The organism is Micromonospora sp. B9E7, from assembly GCF_039871815.1.
Taxonomy (GTDB): Bacteria; Actinomycetota; Actinomycetes; order Mycobacteriales; family Micromonosporaceae; genus Micromonospora.
Map to the genome: position 1 here is coordinate 43489 of NZ_JBDPLX010000005.1, position 19970 is coordinate 63458.

A 19970-nucleotide genomic window follows, 5' to 3' on the forward strand; every position below is an offset into this window, starting at 1 on the left:
CGGACGGCCACCAAAGGTCAGCCGGTCAGCAGTTGAACACCTCCTGGGCCAACCGCAGGAAGTCTGCGGCGCGGTTCTTCTGCCTCCCGGCGATCTCGCGGATGGCGTCGACCCAGTTCTGCTTCTCGTCGTTGCGCAGGTCGGCGGAGTGGTCCCGCACCCAGGTGACGGCAGCTTGCAACCCGTCGGTGAACATGAGGTCGACCGCATGCAGAGCGGTGGCCGCGCCGGCGACCTGATAACCCGAGTCCTGGATGAGGCCGACACGCAGGCCGCGGTCGATTCCCCGGCCCACGTCACCGATCAGCAGGCTGTTGCGCTCGACCGGACTCTCCAACGCCTGGAAGTCGAGCACGAACTCGGCCCTGCCGGACTCACCAAGCTCGCCCAGCAGCGGCGTGAACATGCGGAACCACGGGTCGTCGTCGTCCATCTGCTCAACGATCTTCCGCAGTTCGTCACGGGCCCGCCGACCAGTCAACTCGGTACGGAAGGCGGTGAACACGTCCAGTTTCGCGTCCCTGGTCGGCGCGAGCAGCAGCTTTGCCACCGCCCAGCTGGTCGAGTCAGCATTCGGCCTGGCCAACTCACGGGCCCGGAGCAGGACGGGCGCCCCCAACGACTCGCCCAGGTCCTCGACGGCACCGTTGCCGCCGACCACCTGCCAGGCCGGAGCCAGCGCGGGCTGTCGCGCTACGGCCGACGGCAGCGACGCCAGCCCGCCGGCGATCGCGCCGGCCCGCGGAACGAGATGGACGATGCTGAAGCCGTACGTCTGGGACATGGTCTTCAGCGCCGGGGTCAGCTGGGCCGTGGTCACCACGACTGGTTGCTGCTTCTTCAGAGCCAACTGCTGCACCAGGCGTCGGACATCGCGCACGTCCGCGTCCAGCGGCTTCAGACCCGGCCGGGCGCTGCCGAGATAGACGACCGGGCCGTCCACAGCTGCGGCCGCCGAGCGGATCCTGTCGCCCCGGATCGCCTTGGGTTGTGGGCCGACCCAGTAGAGCTGGCCCGCGTCGAGTTCCGCCCGGCTGCCTGGCGGCAGCACCACGGGGTCGGTCAGCGGTGCGTCAGGCGTCGGCCCGGTGTCGATGACCGGCGACAGCACGCTTGCCTGCGGCGCGACGGTGGTGTCGGCCGCACTGCTTCCGACGGCGTCCGGCGGGGGGTGCTCGGTGTCGGGGGCGAGGTGCCCGCCCGGGTCGATCCGGTGGGAGGTCACTGTGCCGTCGGCCTCGGTCAGGTCGAACTGCACGTAGCGACGCAGGTTGTGCGCGACCAGCCGGGCGGTGAGGAGCGGGTCGTAGGTGTCCGAGGTGAATCCGACGGGCGGAATCAGCGCGGATTTCCGCTCCCGTACCAACTCGATCAACCTGGCGGTACGCGTCGTCAGCTCGTCGACGAACGCGGGAGTCGGCGTACTCTCGTTGATCTTCCACATCAGGTCGTAGCGGCCCGCGACGTCCCGGCGGAGCCGGTCGGCGTCGGGGTCGCCCTCGCCGAGCTGCTTGATCGCCCACTCCTCGACGAGCAGGTAGCGGTGGTAGGCGCGACGGGCGGCCGAGGAGAACAACACGACCTGGTTGGTACGGGCGTAATCCCGGATGTGGCCGGAGACGAGCTCGGCGACGGTGAGTTGGTCGTGACCGGCCCGGGCCGGCACGCTGGCGAGCTGATCGAGGTCGTGGCGCGGCGTGTGGTCGTCGGGGCGGGGCCACCGCCCCGGGTCGGTCGTCGGCTCCGGCGCCGGCACCTGGCTCAGTCGCGCCTGAAGATCGGCGATCTCGTGCTCGAACAGTTCGGCGTACACCGGCCCGGTGAACCGGTCGCTGACGAAACTGCCTGTCGGCTGGGAGGGATCCATCTCGAAGCGATCCGCCTCCAGCCGACCCTTGAACCGCATGCGCACCAGGTACAGCCGGCCCTGTTGCTTGACATGCTGTTCGGTCCGGTAGTTCACGGTCTGTCCGCTGCCGTCGCCCCGGGGAGCGACACGGTTGAACTTGGGGTTGGCCGCGCCGGTGTGCGTTCCCCACGGCGCGGTCGGATGAGCCGGGTCGTTGACACCGAGCGCCTGGTCCTGGTTGACGCTCGCTGACAGCTCGGGTCGCATCTCGTCCCTGCTCGCGGTCACGCTCGTACCCGCCTGGTCCTTCGCGTACCGGCCGGTGCCGCTGCCGTCGAGTTGGAGCAGCACCTCGAGGTGGTGGAAATCGCCGACGAGGTGCAGGCTGGCGCGCGTACGAGATCGATCGGGCAGGAAGATGTCATCGGCGATGGTGAGTCGCCGACCGGCGACCGCCCGGTGCAGGAAGTTGCTGAGATGGCCCGGCGACAGCAGCGTGGGCAGCGTGACGGACGACCGGAACGTGCTGTCGTTCGCCTCGGGACCGAACATGCGACCGAGCAGACCCCAGCCGGCAGCCAGCGCGTCCTCCAGGAACACGGTGTGGACGTACGCGCCGGGTGGCAGTTTCGGCAGGGCGCGTAGGTCGGATTTGTCGAACCGGCGGGACAGCCGGCGCGCCTCGGCGACGCTGTGCGGCATTTTCAGCACCAGCTCGCCCTCCCGTTCGCGCCGCACCGGCGTCGACTGCCCGGTGAGGGGTCGTACGCCATGCATGAGCAGGTTGAAGAAACCCCGGTTGGGCATGTCGAGCCGATTGACCTCGACACTCAGCGAGACGTCAGAACGGGCCAGGTAGTGCGCGACCCAGTCGTAGACGGTCTGTTCCTCGGTGCTCTGGTGCGACTGAACGACGCCGGTCTGCCGTCCACCGGCGAAGCTGAGCCCGAGGGCGCCGCTGGTGTTCGCGGTGTTGTCGGCGCCAGCGAAGGCCGGCGGAACCGGTGACACGCCACCGGAGAAGCCCTTCGACGTGCCCAAGCTCTGCGCGCTGTACGCGTGGCCGTACCTCTCGATGCCGGTCTTGGGAACGAAGTCGAAGATCTGCGGGGCTGTGCCCAGCGTCAGACGCAGCTTGACCTCCACCACCTCGGTGAGGGCCACCGCGACCTTGTTGACCAGGTAGAACTGGACGCCCTGCATCAGGTCGTCGCTCATCGCCTTCAGGCGCGTGCCCGTGAACATGGTTTCCAGGTAGTCGAGGCCACCGGTGAGACGTCCCATGACGGGCTTCTCGCCCACGACACGCCGCCAAAACACCTCCACCGGTCCACGGTCCGCCTTGTCGGGGGTCCACTGGGATCGGCGCGCCCCGAGCAGACCCGGAACGGCGGCCTCGATCGCCTCGTGCACGATGTCGAGGGGCCGTACGGCCTTGTTCGCCGGGTCCCGGAAAGACAGGGTGTGGACGCCGCTGTGTCCCAGGGATGTCGGCCCGTTCGGGAGTAGGTGGTCGGGGATGGTCAGCTCGGCGACACTGTCGAAGCCGAGGGTGGCCAGGCGCGAGCTGAGCGCGTCGTGGCTGAGCTCGGTCAGGTAGGCCCGAAGGTTCCGCAGTTCCTGGTGGTGTGGGTAGTCCGGCATCATCTGCGACTCGTGATCCATCCGCTCGATGACGGCCCGGACGTCCTGGCGGCTGAGTTCCAGCTTCTCCTTGGCGTCCCCGCCGCCGTCCTTCCAGCGGCGCAACGCGTTCATGAGTTGCGTGTGGCCGATCGGTACGGCGCCCTCGCCGTACCGCTTCAACGCCTCGTGCTCGGGAAGCAGGTAGATCATCTGCCGCCCGTCGACGGACTCCGACGGCGGCCGGCTCACCGACGTGGGCAGCAGCTTCGTGTGGGCCTCGTACGTCCCGGTGAGAGTGAAGTCGACGGGAGCGAGGAAGGCGTACACGTTGTGGAAGTCCAGGTCGAGGATTTCCACGCCGCCGGTGCGTGACGACGACTTTGACTTGTTGACGCCGTAGCGGACCCACGCCGAGGGCTGACTCTGGACCGCGGAGAGGTTGTCGGCGCTGGTCACCGCCTTGACCTTCTGATCCAGCAGGAACTTGATGCCGTGGCCACTGCTGTGACCGTGCGACGCCTGGGCCAGGTACAGCTTGATCAGTCCGGAGGTGAACTGGTCGCTGGTGGCACCGACGAACCGGCTGGGCCCGACCGTGCCGTGCACGCCGAGACCCCCCTGCTTGTGCCGGAGGAAGCCGGCGCGGAAGAAGTTCTCGGTCAGGTACTCGTCGTGCAGGATCTCCTTGAAGTACGAGCGCACGGCAGTGGTACCCGCGAAGATCGACACTTCCTCGTCGCTCGGCTTTCCGGGGCCCGTGAGGATGGGCTGGAGCCGGCGTGCCGCGTCCACCAGGCCCGTGGTGTCCGCGTAGTAGATGACCGCCTGGTCCAGCACGCTCACGTCGGTGGCGTGGTCCATGGGAGCCTGGTCCTCGACCGTCTCAGTGTTGATCGAGGGTACGAGCAGCACGGTCGCCTCACCGTCGACCGGCTCGCCCTGCCACGTGGACGACTGCCGGCGCGGCTTGTACTCGTAATCGACGGTCACCTGAAAGCTGCTCGGCAGTCGGAACTCGTCCACCTCACCCGGGTACTCAAGCAACTGCGGCTCACTGAGCGTCTGACCCGCGGTCTGACTGACGCCCTTCCCGTAGCCGTACTCGGCCGCCACTCCCCAGGTCTGCATCAGCTTCACCCCGGCGGCGAACCGCGCGCTGAGAGCCACCGCGCGCCGCCTCCCGGCGTTGTACGCCCCCGAACTGCTCCCGATGGCGAGGTTCACGAGGTTGTACTCGTCGGTCCGACGCTGCAGCAGCGTCGAGTTGCCCCGATCGTTCGTCTCGCTCAGCTTCTGCGGGTCCTGGACCGCCTTGATCGTCACCCGGGCCCGGCGAGTCCGTTGTCCGCTCGGATCACCGCGCAGGGTGAAGGAGAGACCGTCCTGGTGGAGCTGGTCGTAGAAGGCGGAGAAGGCATTCGTGGAAATGAACTTGTCGAGCAGGGACAGGTTGGCCAGCCGACTGTCGCTGCCGATGTGGGCGTTCGCGCCGAGAGTCGGCTGCGTGGTGAACGGGAACCGGCGCGGCGGGACGTAACCGGTCCGGGACAGTTCCGACAGCACCTGTCCCCGAAGCTCCTCCGCGACCCTGTCGTCGACCGTCGCGACACCCATGCCGATACCCCGACCCTTTGCGACGTGCTGGGGCAGCACGACGTTCTCCAGTTCGCTCGCCGGCGTACTTCCGTCGTTGACCAGGCCGGGGGCGTACTCGACGGTCGACACTTCCGGGTCCGGGGGCTGACGGAGCCCGCTGGCGTCGACCGGGAAGCCGTGCGCGAACGCTGCCGGCTCCGGAAGTCGGAGCAGCGCCTCGCCGGATACCGCGGCGGTGGTCGTGGGCTTGCTCCTGGGCTTGTTCGCGACGTGCACGATGGCCTTGTGTCGCAGGCCCAGCTTGTATCCGGCGGTGCGGCCGGCGTAGCGCGACACGTGCACCCAGATGCCGGTGTGGCCGCCACTGACCGAGTCCTTGCTGGTCCACGTCCAGCCGACACCGAGGCTCGGACCCAGCACCAGACCGGGCACCGGCATGAAGTTCAACTCTCCGCTGAGCCGGATGTCACTCTCGTTGGTCAGACCGAAACTTCCGCCCTGCGCGCCGATGGCCGTGCTGGCCCGCTCGGTGTGTGACTTGTCGCTGGTGGCGCCGACCCGGGTGATGGCGGTTCTGGCATCGCGCTCGGTCTGGACGATCACCACCGCCACGGCATGGCCACCCCGGTCGTGCAGGGTGATCGGGTAACCGCCCGCGTTGGCCTGGACTCGCCTCCGCCGCCACTCCAGGTCGCCGGCCACCGGTGGGGGCACCCGGTTGTTGATCGCCGTGTCGAGGTTGAAGCTCAGCTTCCACAGCGCCTGGCGCAGCTCACGGCGCTCGGGGCCGGCCGGATCGAGCGACAGGCCATTGGCCCGCAACTCGGCGATGATCCGGTCGTACAGTTCCGGCAGGCCGGTCAACCCGGTCGCGAAGTACCCGTCCGGAAGCTGTTTACTCAGCCGGTCGAATTCGGCGGCGAGCGCCTCGTCACCGGTGGGGCGCACGGCCTGGACCTGCGCCTCCCCCTCCTGCAGGTAGTGATCAGGGATCCAGACCTCAAGGCGCTCCTGCCCGTCCGGGTGGTCCTGGGCGCTCGACCAGGTCGTCGGCAGATCAGCCCAGCCGGTCGAGTCGTCGGAACGCACCCGCACCGACCAGTTCGGCGTGTACGACACCAGTGTCGAGTCGATCCGGTCGTCCTGCACCCGGCCCGACTCGGCGTCCTGCACGCCGAAGGTCGTACGGTCGACCCGGTTGACCGTACCGGAGATCGTGACCCCGGCCCGCGCCACCTCGAGTACGCCCGGCCCGAGGCCCAGGCCGAGGCCGAGGCCGACCGCCCCCCGCAACGCGCCGGCCTGACCGGAGTTCGACAGTGAACCCCCGCCCGTGTTGAAGCCACTGCTGGTCGCCTGGGTCGCGTGGAAGAGCTTCTTCCTGGTCTCCGGATCGGTCGGGTGCGCGCCCGCGTCCTCCGCGTCCCAGTCATCGGCCTCGTCGGCCACGTAGCGCCGGTCGGCGGGGTTCGGAGCAAGGGCGGCTTCGGTGGGGTCGAGCCGGACCAGCATCTCGACCCCACCGACCTGGACGAGGTGGCCGCCCGCGACGAGTTCCCGGTAGTTGCTGAGCAGCCGAGATGGCAGCATCGCCTGCTCGTCCGGCGACATCGTCACGCCCCTGACGTGCGCCGCCGCGATGATGTTCGCGACCGCCTCGTCGAGGTGCGGCAGGGTCTGGTGCGGTATACCGATCGTGTGCGCGATCGAGCCGGCCTCGGGCGCCTGCACCGGCCGCGCGGCACCATCGGTCGTCTGGGAGCCGTCCGTGGCGTCGTCGAGGACGTCCGGGGCGTCGGCCGGGCGACGCAGCGCGTCGTACCGGTCGCTCACCGGCACGGCTGGCATCACGTGACCGCCGGCCGTCACCAGCAGACGCAGCGGTGGCGCGTCGGCGTCCTCGGTGGACCCTGTTGCCGGCACGGTTTCGACGTGGGTGGGATGGATCAGCTCCACCCGGGTGGCGAACACCTGCGTGAGCACCTGGGCGATCCGCCTCGGTGTCTGCCGGGGCAGGGACGCTCCGGGGGTGGCGAGCCGCGAGATCCAGCGCAGCACCGATTCCCGGTTCGCATCGGGTATCTGCGAGGCCAACCCCAGCAGCGGGGCGGCGACACCGCCCGAAGCCGCCAGGTCCGCGAGCAGCAACGCGGCGATGTTGTGCCGCAGCGCCGGCGCGGGCACGGTGGCGAGATCCGATATCCGCTGTGCACCGTGGCGCGCCGACAGGCGCAGGGCCTCAAATAGGGAGTCCGTGCCGGGCGCCGTCCAGACCGCACCGAGGCGTGCCGCTTCGAGCTGACCGACCTGGAATTCGGTGAGCCGGTTGACCGACGTCGAGCCCAGCGGCAGCACGGTCAGCTCGGCCGGGTCGGCGGGGGTTCCCGTCGCCCGCTCGGTCGAGGCGGCGCGGACCTGGCGCAGCACCTCCGCGAGGCCGTTTCCAGCGGGAGCGGCAGCACCGCGCAACGAAGCGGCGAGTTGCTCGGACGGCAGGAGCGGCAGATCCTCCGCACCCGCAAGATGCTCCAGGAACATCTGCAAGGTGTCGAACGTCGCGACGTCGCTCGGCATGCTGGCCTCGGCGCCGAGCTCGGTCGCGACCAGGATGCGGTCGCCCCTGGCCGGCAGCAGGGCCGGCACGACGTCACGGGGTACGGTCGCCAGTAGTTGACCGTCATCGGTCGCGACCAGCAGCAGGGCGTCCCGAGCCGGCTCCTGGTCACCGGTCCGGTGCACCACGCCGTCGGGGAAGAGCACGTCGATCGGACGTTCGATCAGGTTGGCCATGAGCGTGACCACCGCTCGGACCCGCCCCGACGTCGAGTCCTCCAGTCGCAGAGCGGTACGAATCGCCTCGGGCACCCGGCTCGGCGGTAGGCCCTCGGCGATCCAGCCGACCACCTGTTGGCGCGCGGTGTCGTCGGCGGTGTCCAGTCCGAGTCGGGGGCCGTCGGTGCCGGCACTCGACAGCTCCGCCTCCAGCATGCCGGCGATGGCCACGTGGAACATCTCGGGAGGTTGCTCGGCGAGTTCGTCGCCCCCCGGAAGGCGACGGTGGGTAAGGGTGGCGATGGCGGCCGCGAGGTAGCCGTCGTTGGCGGGTGCCAGCGCACGAAGCCCCGCCCGTTCCAGAACGTCCGCCGCCGCAGTGCTGAGCGCACCGGGCGCGAACGCCCAGGCGAGTTCGTCCGCGACCGACGCCGCGTCGCCTTCGACCGAAAGGTGGGGCAGGCCGTACTCCCGGAACTGCCGGTACGCCTCCAGGTTGGGGCTGTGGCCAGTCTCCGGCGTCGTGGCGTCCTCGTCGGGAGTCGCGGCCTTCTCGTCGGGAGTCGTCGACGGTTCCAACCGGCTCGGGCCGGCGGTGGGCACCTGCTCCGGAGGCACGGCATCGACAGCCGGTCCCTGCTGGCTGGCCGGCGCGCCCACCCAGATCCGGACCCAGTCGTGGCTCGGCCCCTGCTCGCGGGGTGTGGTGACCACCTGAACGGCGTCCTGGGTGAGGACCACGCCGTTGTCCGCCCGGTCGTGCGCCTTCAACAGCTCCATCAGTGTCTCGGTGAGCCGGTGGGAGCGAGCTTCGGCCGCGCGCCCACCGAGCCCTCGAGCCAGTCCGGGCACCCGTTCCATGAGGCGGTCGATGAGCCCGGGTACCCGGCCCGGCCCCACGGCGGCACGTAGGCGAAGCGGTGCCAGTCCGTCCTCGACGCGCCGCGACGTCTCGGCCACGATCGACCTGACGAAGGCGTCCAGCTCGGCATGATCGGGCCACGACAGGTCCGTCGCGCCGGGGGCGAAGGTGAACTCGGCCTCGAGATCACGCCCGAACAGCGGTGTGGGCAGGGGCGGCGGCCCGTCGCGCAGGAATCCGTCGACGAAGTCACCGGCCAGCCGTTCGGCCTCGTACTGCTGCCGGTGGTCGTTGTTGCGCAGCAGGTCGAGCACCCGGTCGCCGAGTTCCGCGCGACGTACGGGAGTGAGACCCGCGACCCCACCGGCGGACTGCCGGCCCTCGATGACCTCGTCCGCCCACCTCCGGTACTCGTTCCGGACGCTCCTGGACATGGTCGCCACCCGCCGGAACACCGCCTGCGGGTCCTCGGACAACTCGCTGGACGGTGTCACCTGCTCGGGGGCCGGCCGCCGGCGGCGCGTCGGCGTCAACGTCGTGAGGGTCGGCTGGTCCATCCGGCGGTCCGGTACGTGCCGAGCAACCCCGCCACGCGGCCGCGCCACCGTGGGCTCCGGTTTACGGAGCACCCGGTGCTGCGTCGGAGGACGGCCCAGCGTCGGCCGAGCGAAGGTTGCCGGCTCCACCGGGTCCGACAGGTCGACCATCACCCCGGGCTCGGCAACCTGATCCGCCTCGGGGCCGGACGGTTGCACCTGCTCGAAGTAGCCACCGCCGTTGGGCCAGGACTGGCGCAGCACGATCGGCGCGTCCGGGGACGGGAGGACGAACCTCAACTCCCCCTCGGAGCTGTCCAGCAACAGGCTGGTCGAGTGGACGACCACCACCGTGTAACCATCCGGAACGTCCTCGAACTCGAAGTCGTCGCTCTGCCCCCGCAACGGGAACCGTTCACCCGCGACGAGACGCTCGGCCACCGTGGTGGGGAGCATGACGTAGGTGTAGCCCTCGACCCGATCCGGGTTCGCGGCCAGCAGGGCAGCGGTGACGTCGTGCTCGTACCGTAGGTTGTCGGCCAACCTCATGGTGCTCGTGGCCGGATGTTCGGCGAACATGTGTTCCAGCACGGCCGCCGGGCCGTCCGTGACCGGGGGAGTCACCTCGATGATCGCGCCGCCGCGACGCACAGTGGTGAGCGGCGCGGCGAGGTGGCTCTCCTGAATGAACGCGATCTCCCACAGATAGCGTGGCGCGATGATGTGGTCGCCACCCACCCGGGTGATGTCCTGCATCAGCGCGGGAGGCAGGTCCGGTCGACGTGGACCCCGAAGGTCGTCCGCCGCCCGCCTCGTCCGGCGCAGGATCGACGCGGAGCTGGACGGGCCGCCGCTCTGCACGTACTCGTCCGGCAACCCCAACAGGTGCAGCATTTCGTGCAGAACCGAGTCCCGGACCTGTTGGAGGGGTTCACCCAGCACACCCTGGGGCCAGGTGGCGTGGTCCATGCTGCCACTCACCGGCACCCTGATCACATGGTGGGCGCTCTTCGCGTCGTCGGTGAACCGCACGTCCAGGTGGAACTGGTCCCCGCCGGGCAGGCGGAAGCGCCCGTTGATCTCCTGTCTGATCGCGGCCTGGGCGTGGGCCTGGTAAGCCTCGATGTCCGCGGCGGTGACGTTCTCCTCCGCCGCGAGGTGGAGCCTCAGGCGGAAGGCCCGAAGGTGACGCGGGGACGACGCCTGGCGGGAGCGCCGGTCGTCCTGGATCTCGACCCGGGCCACGTCGTACCTGACGTTGAGGTGACTCTTTCTGAACAGCTCTGGACGGCCGGAACGCTCGCTGATGTCCACCATCTCGGCCTCGACCGTATGGAAGGCGGATGTCGGCAACGCCGCCACGACGTCGTCCACGTCCGGCACCGGATCGTGCGCACGCCACCACCCGTCCTGTCCCGAGGAGAGCGGGCTCAGACGCCACCGGCTCAGGTACTCCAGCCTCGGAGCGACGAGATCGTCGACACGTGTCGCGGAGGACGGGATGACGTAGCCGAGCTGCGCGGTCGGGGCCGACCCGTCGGACACCGGCTGTGGCTCCACGCCGATCCGCACCCGGGAGAAAAGCTCCAGGACATGCGCCGGGTCCGCGCGGACGCCCGTCAGGGCCGCGATGCGGTCGCTGATAGCCGTACGAAGGCTCCGCTCGAACGGGTCGGCCACGTAGACGATGGCCTCCTCCGCGTCGTCCGGGCTCCCGTCGACTCCGTCGTACGTGGCTGCCAGCTCCACGTACGGACCGGACGTCTCCTTCGGAGCCAGCTTCACGATCTGCTGCCCCCAGAACTCGTCGACAATCAGGTGCCGGAGCACAGCCTGGTCGGCGACCTCCTGCGCGAGCAGGTCGATCGCCACCGTGGCCTGCTCGGTCGGTTGACCGGAGGACGGGTCCAGGGCCACGTCGATGGCGCGTCCCCGCAGGATGTGGGCGAACTGCCCGGTCAACTGGTGGGGTTGGTCCGGTACCGGATCGTGCGTGCGGCCCCGCAGGCGGACGAACTCCGTGGCGGCGCCACGCACCACCGAGTGCCGCACCCGGACCTGCGGCAGCACCCGCCCGTTGCCCTCCCGCTGCGCCCAGCGGGTCAACCCGACGTTGAGATGCCGGTACACCTGCGCCGTCAGCCAGTCGCCGAAGTCCGCCTCCCGCGCTGCTCGCACCTCGCCTTCCTGAGCCGTCTCGTCGGCGGAGGCCGGCAGCAGACCGATCTCGACCTCGACGGTGAGTCCCTGCGGGCCGGTTCCCGGCCGATCGCCGAGCAGCGTCGCCAGCGCGCTGTCGGTGGTCGCCGCGTTGACCGTGTCGCGGATCCACCGGATGGTCCTCCGGGCGGCACCGGCGCCCAGATCGGCGGGTACGTCGTTCTCGGTCGAGGTGTCCCGCAGCCCGCGCAGGTAAGCGGCCAGACCGCTACCCGAGAAAACTGGCCGGTGGTCCAGACCGGGTATGACGTCGACCAGGCCGTCGCCCTGCTTCTCGACCGCCTCGTCCCACAGGACGGGTTCCTCCGTCTGCCGCACTCCGGGCACACTCTGGGCGGTCGCCCCCTGATCCCCGCCAGCATGTCCGGCGACGACCGGCGCCCGCCCGGTCGACGCCGATGTCGAGATGGTGGCGGGAGGCAGGATGAGCTGCCGGTTCTCGATGGTGCCGCCGCCCGGATCGATGAGCAGGATCCGCGACTCCGCCGGGTCTCCCAGCGCCGCGATCACCCTCGACCGGCCCTCGTCGGGGACAAGTCGCGCCTCGCCACCGGCCCGGAGGTCGAGCCACACGCTCCGCTCGTCCGACGAGCGGTAGACCACCACGCTCCGAAGCCGCCCGTCGGTACCGAGGGCGAGGACGAGCGCGGTGCTGCCCGGTCCCGACCGTTGAAGAGCCCCGTCCACCGCCTCCCACGAGGGGGTCCGGCCCCAGTGTTCGACGGTGCGGAAGTCGTCCTCGGTGGGGGACGTTCCGGTGACCGTATGCGCCGGGCCGGGCAGGCGTCGTACGCCGGCCGGGTAGAGCGCGCCGGCCAGAGCACCGAGCAGTGCCAACTCGTCCTGGTTCGCGCCGACCGACTCGACCACGCCGTCCGCGATCGACGAGAGCCGGGCCAGGGTCAGCGCCCGGCCGTCGGGAGTGAACGCCGCCCTGGTGAGGCGTTCGGCGGGATGAACGAGGACAGCCCCGGTCCCGCCGAACGTCTCGAAGGGCACGACCCTCGGTCCGCTCAGCGCCAGCGAGTCAGGGGCCCACACAAGCACCGGCAGACCGAGTTGGTCGGCGTGGCCGACTGCGGCCTCCGGACCAGGAGAGAGAGCCTGCGGTACGTACACCATCCGGTCGACGACGGTCTTCGGCTGACTGCGCAGGGCGTCCGCGACGAGCCCGGTGCCGAACGCGGCGGGATCGACGTGGACCTGGTGGAATCCCGGTAACCGCGCGGCGGCGAGCACCGAGTCGGGCACCGGATCGCCGAGGCTGAGCCACTGACCGGAGCGCACCCAGGTGGTGACGAACTCGGGGCAGGGCACCTCGGCGACGTCCGTCACTGCGGATCTTCTCATCCGGCCCGGCGCGTCAGTGGCAGGTCAGAATCTCGCTCGTCAACTCCTTGATGTCCTGGGCCACCCCCGGCATCTCCTTGAGCCGGTTACTCGCCAGGAGTTCTTTGAACCGGAAGTGCCAGGGCACCCGGTCCGCACCGGTGAGGCAGTTCACGGACAACACCCGACGCCAGGTGTCGCTGCCCGCCACCCGGTTCGGGTCGAGCAGTAGTTTGACCGCCTCGAAGATCGAGGCGTGCGCCTGAGCGACCTCCTCGGCCCGGGCCGCTGCCCGCGCCGCCTGTTCCCCGTACGACTCACCCACGGCGCGGGCCAGCGTGACCGCGTCGGACGGGTCGACGTAGCCGTCCAGCATGCCCTGGAACAACAGGGTGTCCCACGCCATCCGGGTGCCGTGCGTCTTCGGGCGTTCCGTGCCTGGTTCGGTCTCCAACTCGCCCAGCCACCCCGTGGCTGAGATCAGGTAGTCGAAGACGAGGCGAGCGTCGAGTGACCGACCCTTCGGCCAGGGCTGCTCGTCGTGGAACAGCGACACCAGGGTCGGTTCGATCGGCTCCCCGCCGTCGGCGACGGGCGCCCGCGCGGCCACCCGCAGGGCCAGGTCGAGCCCTCGAAGCCGGAAATCCCCCGGGAACCTGGCGGTCACGTCCCGCGCAGCCGTCAGCACCGCCGGATCCCGCAACTGGTCGGCATGTTCGGCGAAGTAGTCGGCCGCCTGCTGGTAGGAGTCCTGGGTCAGGAACTCGACCAGGACGGGCGGCAACGCTTCACGGGCCGTCGTAAGGGACAGGTCCGCGGCGACCAGCATCTCGCGGGTCACCACAGCACCGTCGAAGGTCCGCGGGGCGGCATCGGGACGGATGACCTGCCATCCGGATCGAGCGTCGATACCGCCCTGCATCACCTGCTGGACGACTGTCGCGTCGTAGGTCCGGGCGAGCTGCTCGATCTCGTCGTGCTGGCGGGTGGACACGATCGTCGGCCGCACGTTGTTCAGGTAGTACCGCTCCAGCCTCGCCCTGATCTTGACGAACTGTTCCCGGTCCAACGGGCGGCCCTCGCCGGACTGCTCGCGCACGTCGACCGCGACGACGGGCATGCCCTCGAAGTCGACGGAGTCCAGCCCGTACCGGGTCAGGTTCTCCCGTGGCCAGGGACCGACATACGTCACCTCGTGGTGGAGCGGCCGGACCGCCACGGGCCCGGTCGCCTCGGGCAGGGCGACCGGCATGCCGTCCGGGCCGACCAGCATCGCTCGCGCGTCGTCGCGTTCGAGGACGGCGGTACGCCAGTCGGCTCCACCGTCGATGTCGAAGACCTGCGCCGTACCGGCGGCGCGCGGGTCGTGCCACGTGAGAGCGCCGTTCTCGTCCGAGGTCAGCCAGAACACCTGCTCGGTGGAGGTACCGACCGCGGTGCCGGTGACCAGCGCCGACGAACCCGGGCTATGGCGAAGCAGGCTCTCGAGCGCCGCCGGCCGCACGGGTGTGAGGGTGCCGCCGATCGCGCTCGCCACTCGGTCGACCGTCAGCGCTTCGGTGGAGGTGAGCGGGTCGAACGCTCCGAATTGTCCGTACCGCGCGACATACGCGCCGAGCGCATACGTCGTCGCGTGCGCCCCCGGGCCGGCGTGGGCGATCTGCACCGGGTTGGCGGGAAATCCGAGCTGTGCGCGCGTGACCGCGACGCGCTCGTGCCAGCCGGCGAGCCGGTCCAGCCCCTCCCCGATAGTGGACGGCGTTCCGGGCAGGCCGACGGCGTCGAGCAGCGCCACTCGCTGCGCCGTCGCGCTCGGCGGAAGAACGCGGTATCCGGCCGCCTCCAGAGCGGTCACGCGACCCGTGACATCCACCGGCACGACGTCCTCGCCCGCGATCGGCTCGACCGTCGACACGGGCAGGTCGAGCCCGGCGGCGATTTCCCGCAGCGTCCCCGCGTCGGTGACCGGCAGCCTGGTCTCCGGGTCGAGCACGGTGACGACGTGCGTCGCCCGCGCTCTCGGATCCAACTGGTCCAGATAGCGGCGGAACGCGGGATCGAGGGCGGTGTCCCGGCTGACGAAGACGTTCACCCCGTCACCGATACTCATCCGCTCAGCGGCCTCCAGCATGCCGGTGTTGACCTGCGGCGCTGTCGACTCGGCCAGGTACATGAACCCTTTGCCGAGCACAGTGACCAGCACACCAGGCAGGCAGTCGGACAGTGCGGGCATAACGGCTCCCTCGGTGGCGGGGCGTGATACGTCGTGTCCACACAACGGACGGGAGGGGTTCCGGGTTCAGACCGGAACAGGCGAGAAATCGGAGCCAGGCAGGGACGTCGTGTCCCACACACGAGGACTACGACCGTTCCGTCCCCCACTGGGAGGCTGAATTCTCCTGTTGTGTGGGGAGGCTTGGATGGCGAACGGTGCGGGTTTGGATTGTCTCGAGTTCGTCACCACGTGGGTGCGGTCCGGCCAGTACCTGAGCTTGGACAAGACCCCCCTGCCACTGGAGGTACGTCTCGCGGAGCCGGTGGCGGGCCTGCATCTGATCCATTCGACCTCGGGGGCGACCGTTCCCGAGTCGACCGCTGAGGCCCTGTTGGCACAGCCGCTGGGCGTGCTCGCGCGCTCGGTGGAAGCCCCACCGTTGTCGGTCGCCACCAACCTGGATCTGGACGCGGCGATCACCCGCGCCGACGCGCTGCGACTACCGGTCCGCGTCCCCGGCAACGCGTTGGCCGACTCGACCAGTGACCGGGTACTGCCGATCGACGCCCACGGGCAGCTCGCCGTACCGGCCACAGCGGAGTACGTGCTCGTACTGCCGGCCACTCACCTCGTCGCCGAACACCCCGCCGCCGAACTCGGTCACGACCTCAGCCGGATCGTCCAGGGACCACCGATGCCCGGCCAGGTCCGCCTGGCCGGTGACCGGGTCGAGCTTGGCCTGCCGCTACCCATCGTCAACGCCCGCTTCGCCGGCATCGACCTGACGGGCGCGTCGGCCGACGCGTTCCGGGGCATCGAGGGCGGGATCAGGGGACTCTGGCGCGATCTGGCGGCGAACCTGGCGGTCGGACACGCGACGCGGGTGCGGTTCACCCAGGCCGGCTTGGACGCACCCGAGGACCTACTGGCAGTGCGATCACCCGACGGCGTCGCCTTGTTGCGCGACACTCCGACGGGCGCGCAGGCCGCCACCCTGCCACGGCACCCGGCCACGCTCGAGGTCAGCCCGGCCGTCGTCCCGTCAGAGCTGCACGCCGCCGCCGTCGTGCGGGAGCAGTTCGCCGGAGCTGTACCGGCAGTGCACCCGGACGTGACGGCGGCGGCGGTCTATCTGGGCGGCCGGGGCGGCCTCATGCTGCTCGATGCCGACCAGACCGCGCAGATCGACGCCGCCCGGAACTTCCGGGCCGCCGTAGACGAATATCCGGTGTTCGTCCACGGCACCTCGGCCGGCCCGATCGTCGGGGGCCGGCTGGTCACGGCCGAGCAGCTACGCGATCTCATCGCTGCCGACCCCCTGTCCCGGGGCAAGACCATCATCCTCGTGCAATGTGACGCAGCCTCGTCGAGCACCGTCATCGATGACTTCGGCGCCACGTTGTTCGCGGCGCTGCAACGTGAGTACCCCGGCGTCGTCGCGATGGGTGGCATCGCGTGGGTCCAGCGAGGACCGGCCCGGTCCGACGAGCTCACCGAGGTGCTCGTCACCCGCACGGTCCTCACCCCCGACGGCGAAGTCCGGCTCGTCGCGGGCGGCATCCGCACCTACACCGACGCCGACAGCGTGGCCACCGCGACCGAGGCACGCGCGGTAGTGGTCAACCAGTACGGGCCCGCGCTTTCCAGCACGCGTACGGGAGACGGTGTACGGCTCACCGACACGTCCGGTGCGGTGCTCACCGGGGACGAGGCGCCGACGATCGAAATGGTGCGGGAGCTGACCGGCATCGGCACACCTGCCGACGTGGCCGCAGCCGGCGTACCGTTCAACACGATCGCCCAGGCGTACGCGGGGGTTACGGCTGCCCGCGCCGCCGCGGCCACCGCGGCGCTGACCATCGCGGGGTGGGCCGACCAGCTTCGCGACACCGGGCTGGCAACCGCGGCCAGGCTGTTCCATGCGAGCAACCAGCTTCAGCACAGCGATCCGTCGACGATGCACGCCCAGGTCTTCGAGCGCCTCAGATCGGACGATATAGAGCGAATCCGTGCTGACCTGCTGAGGCGCGCCAAAGTGGTCCGAGACGGCATTCGGACCCGGATCAGCACACTCAATGTCGCGGTCGACAGCGCGCGATACACAAGAACGCATATCACCAGTAGTGTGATGGAGCACAACCGTCTGCCCGGCCTGCGCCAGTACGTCCATCCCACTTACGTACAGTCCTTTGACCAGCTTTATCAATTTTTCCACCTGACCGCAAAGGGCCCCTACCGCACTCCGCTTGAGGCGCAGACACTTGGCAACCTCACCGTTCACGTTCGTGGGCCGCAGGGCGCTATTTCAACCCTGGCGACCATTCTCGCCGAAATCGAAAACAGACTGCCGACTGAATCCGCCCAACTATTGACTTCCGCCGCCGGTTGGGATGGCCAGATCACCACCATCGAGAATGGACTAGCCTGGGAAAATACCTGGATCAGCACTTCCCACTCACTCGCCGCGACCATCATCGGCAGGGTACGGGCGAAGCTGTCCTACGGCCCCGCCAACAACGACGCAGTCATCGCGCTTTACAACGATGGCGCGACTGCCTTGGTCAGACACGTTCGGGCACCCGTCTACCGAAAAAATCCGAACGACGGTTTTGATAACTGGCTTCGATACCAGAGCGCCACCGCCTACATGGCCACCTACTTCCGCACCGGCAACTGCGATGAACACGCGGCTGTGGTGCTCGCCGAACTCTACGCCAGGCCGGATATGGTCGGCGTCCCGATCACGTACGTGCATGGCAATGTCTTCGATCGGGGCGGACTGCGCGTTCACACCTTCGTCGTGATCGGTCCACTGGGACATCCGAACACGCTCGTGATCGACCCGTGGCCCCTCTATCCCACCGCCGTCCGGGCGGCGCACTACATCGGGGAAATGAACGCGGTAACCAGAGCGTGGACCGTCACGCCTGACGCGCCAAGGGATCTCTACACCTGGGGTAGAGAACAGATCCGCGTGGAACTGTTGCCCAGGTTGAATCATCCAGTCCTGCAGCCGGTTCCGGTACCCGTTCTCGCCCCCCATGCGATGTCCTACGACACTCTCCACTCGAACCGCCATGCCGGGGCGTCAAGCTCCAGACGGCACCGATTCGCCGGGACCGTCGCACCCAGCGCGGTGCACCCAGCGCCGCAGGATGTCGCCGTGTACCTCCCCGACGATCGGCCCGGCCTCTACCTGCTCGGTGAGGATCAGCAGCACCTCATCGACGCGGCGCGCACGTTCCGGGCCGGCCGCAACGAGTATCCGGTGTTCATCGACGGCACCGTCGACGGACCGCTGGTCGATGGCCAACTCATCACGAAACAACGAATGCGCGACCTGATCGTCGCCGATCCCCACTCCCGTGATCGCGATATCGTCTTCGTCGTCTGCGATCTGGCCGTTACCCGGGTCGGCGGCACTCCGCTGGACGACTTCGCCACCGGCGTGTTCACCCTGCTACCCGTCGGCAACAAGCGGGTGCTGGCCGCTGGCGGGGTCGCGCAGGTCGTAGCCGGAACCGGGAACGACCTGACCGAGGTCGTCATTTCCCCCAACGTGCTCGGCGACGACGGCCGGTTCCGTCTCATCTCCGGCGGCTGGCGGGAAATCCGCGACGCCACCGCCGTCGAACAGGTGCCCGGCCAACGTACGCCGATGGTCGTGCAGCACGGCCCGAGGCTGTCGCTGACCCGCGTCGAGACCGGCGTGGCTCTCACCGCCGACAACGGCACGCTGTTGACCGGGGTCGACGCCCCCGCCGTGACCGACCTGACCACCCTTGGCCTGCCCGACCCCGCGCGTATCGAGCGCCTGTTCGAGAGCGGAGTCCGACAAGCGGCTACGACGAACGAGCAGCCGTTCGTTCCCGCCGAGGCGTTGCGTCCACCGAGCTGGCCATTGCGGCTGAACCACGGCGTCACCAGCCACGGGGACGGTCTGTACGTCATCTCCTCGAACAGCAGGCCCGCGCCGCAGCAGCTCATCGACCAACTGGTCGAGGCAGCGGATGTCGAGCATCCGGTGATCCTGCTAGACGCTCCGCGACTCGGCCATGCCACGCTCGCCGCGGACGTCGCCGCGTTGAACTATCTGCTCGAACAGTTCGCGCAACGCAATCAGCCGCCGGTCGTGGTGACCCGTGGCAGGGTCGACAGTGACCTGCTCACCGTGTTGGAAAGGTACGGGGTCGCGCTCCTGCACCCGACCCTGGAGAGAGCCGACGGCTCCGGGTTGGGTGGCCTCCAGGCGGATCACCGCTGGAAGGTGACCGCCCCCCGACAGGGTGGTGACACCGAGACGTCCAGCGACATCTGGGAGATGATCACGCCCGGTGTCCTGGCCGCGGCGGCCAGGCTGGCCAGCCCGACCGAAGCCGTCGCTCGGGTCGACGACGCCCTTGGCGAGTTGATCTGGGCACCGGATCTCGCCGAGAGCCGCGAGGCCTTCCACCGACTCGAGGAGCAGTGGTCGGCCGAGCGGATGACGGCGGCCCTGGCCCAGGTCGAGAAGATGATCGAGCGGGTGCCCGACCAGCCGGAGCTGGGCGTCTTCGCTCCGGTGCTCGAGTTGGGCGCAGTCGGTCAGGCGGACATCGTCTTCGACTACGCGGGCGCGGACGAGGCGCGACGGCCCAAGGTGCTGCTCGACTCGGTGGGCCGACTGGAGACCGCCGGTCAGCTCAACATGCCCGTCGACGGCGGCATCACGACCCAGCGACTGGGAGCGATGGTCAAGGCGGTCGGCGTCACCGGCATCTCGGTCTCGGTGCTCGACATGCTCGGCAAAATCAAGGCTGGCGAGTTCGAGGACGCCGCGGATCTCATCAAAGACAACCGCGGCAAGCTCACCTTCGAGCAGAAGCAGCAATGGGTGGACGCCATCAACGACCTACGGCACACCTCCATGCCGCATCACGACGCGGAGCTTCGCCTGTTGCGGGACGGCGTCCTGGAATGCTGATC

General features: G+C 69.3%; 3 protein-coding genes. 1 reads left to right on the forward strand and 2 read right to left on the reverse strand.

The window, feature by feature from the left end; translation table 11 throughout:
• Positions 1 to 25: 25 nt before the first annotated feature.
• Positions 26 to 12796 carry a hypothetical protein gene (locus ABGB10_RS09610; RefSeq protein ID WP_347660521.1) on the reverse strand — a complete coding sequence of 4257 codons (12771 nt, stop codon included), beginning with the start codon at positions 12794 to 12796 and terminating at the stop codon, positions 26 to 28.
• A gap of 28 nt (positions 12797 to 12824) precedes the next feature.
• Positions 12825 to 15023, reverse strand: coding sequence for a hypothetical protein (locus tag ABGB10_RS09615; protein WP_347660522.1), 2199 nt, complete (start codon positions 15021 to 15023; stop codon positions 12825 to 12827).
• 187 nt (positions 15024 to 15210) lie between these two features.
• On the opposite strand from ABGB10_RS09615, the gene ABGB10_RS09620 reads away from it, so the two are divergent.
• On the forward strand, positions 15211 to 19968 hold the full coding sequence (locus ABGB10_RS09620; protein ID WP_347660523.1) for a hypothetical protein: 4758 nt from the start codon (positions 15211 to 15213) through the stop codon (positions 19966 to 19968).
• The last annotated feature ends 2 nt before the right edge of the window (positions 19969 to 19970 follow it).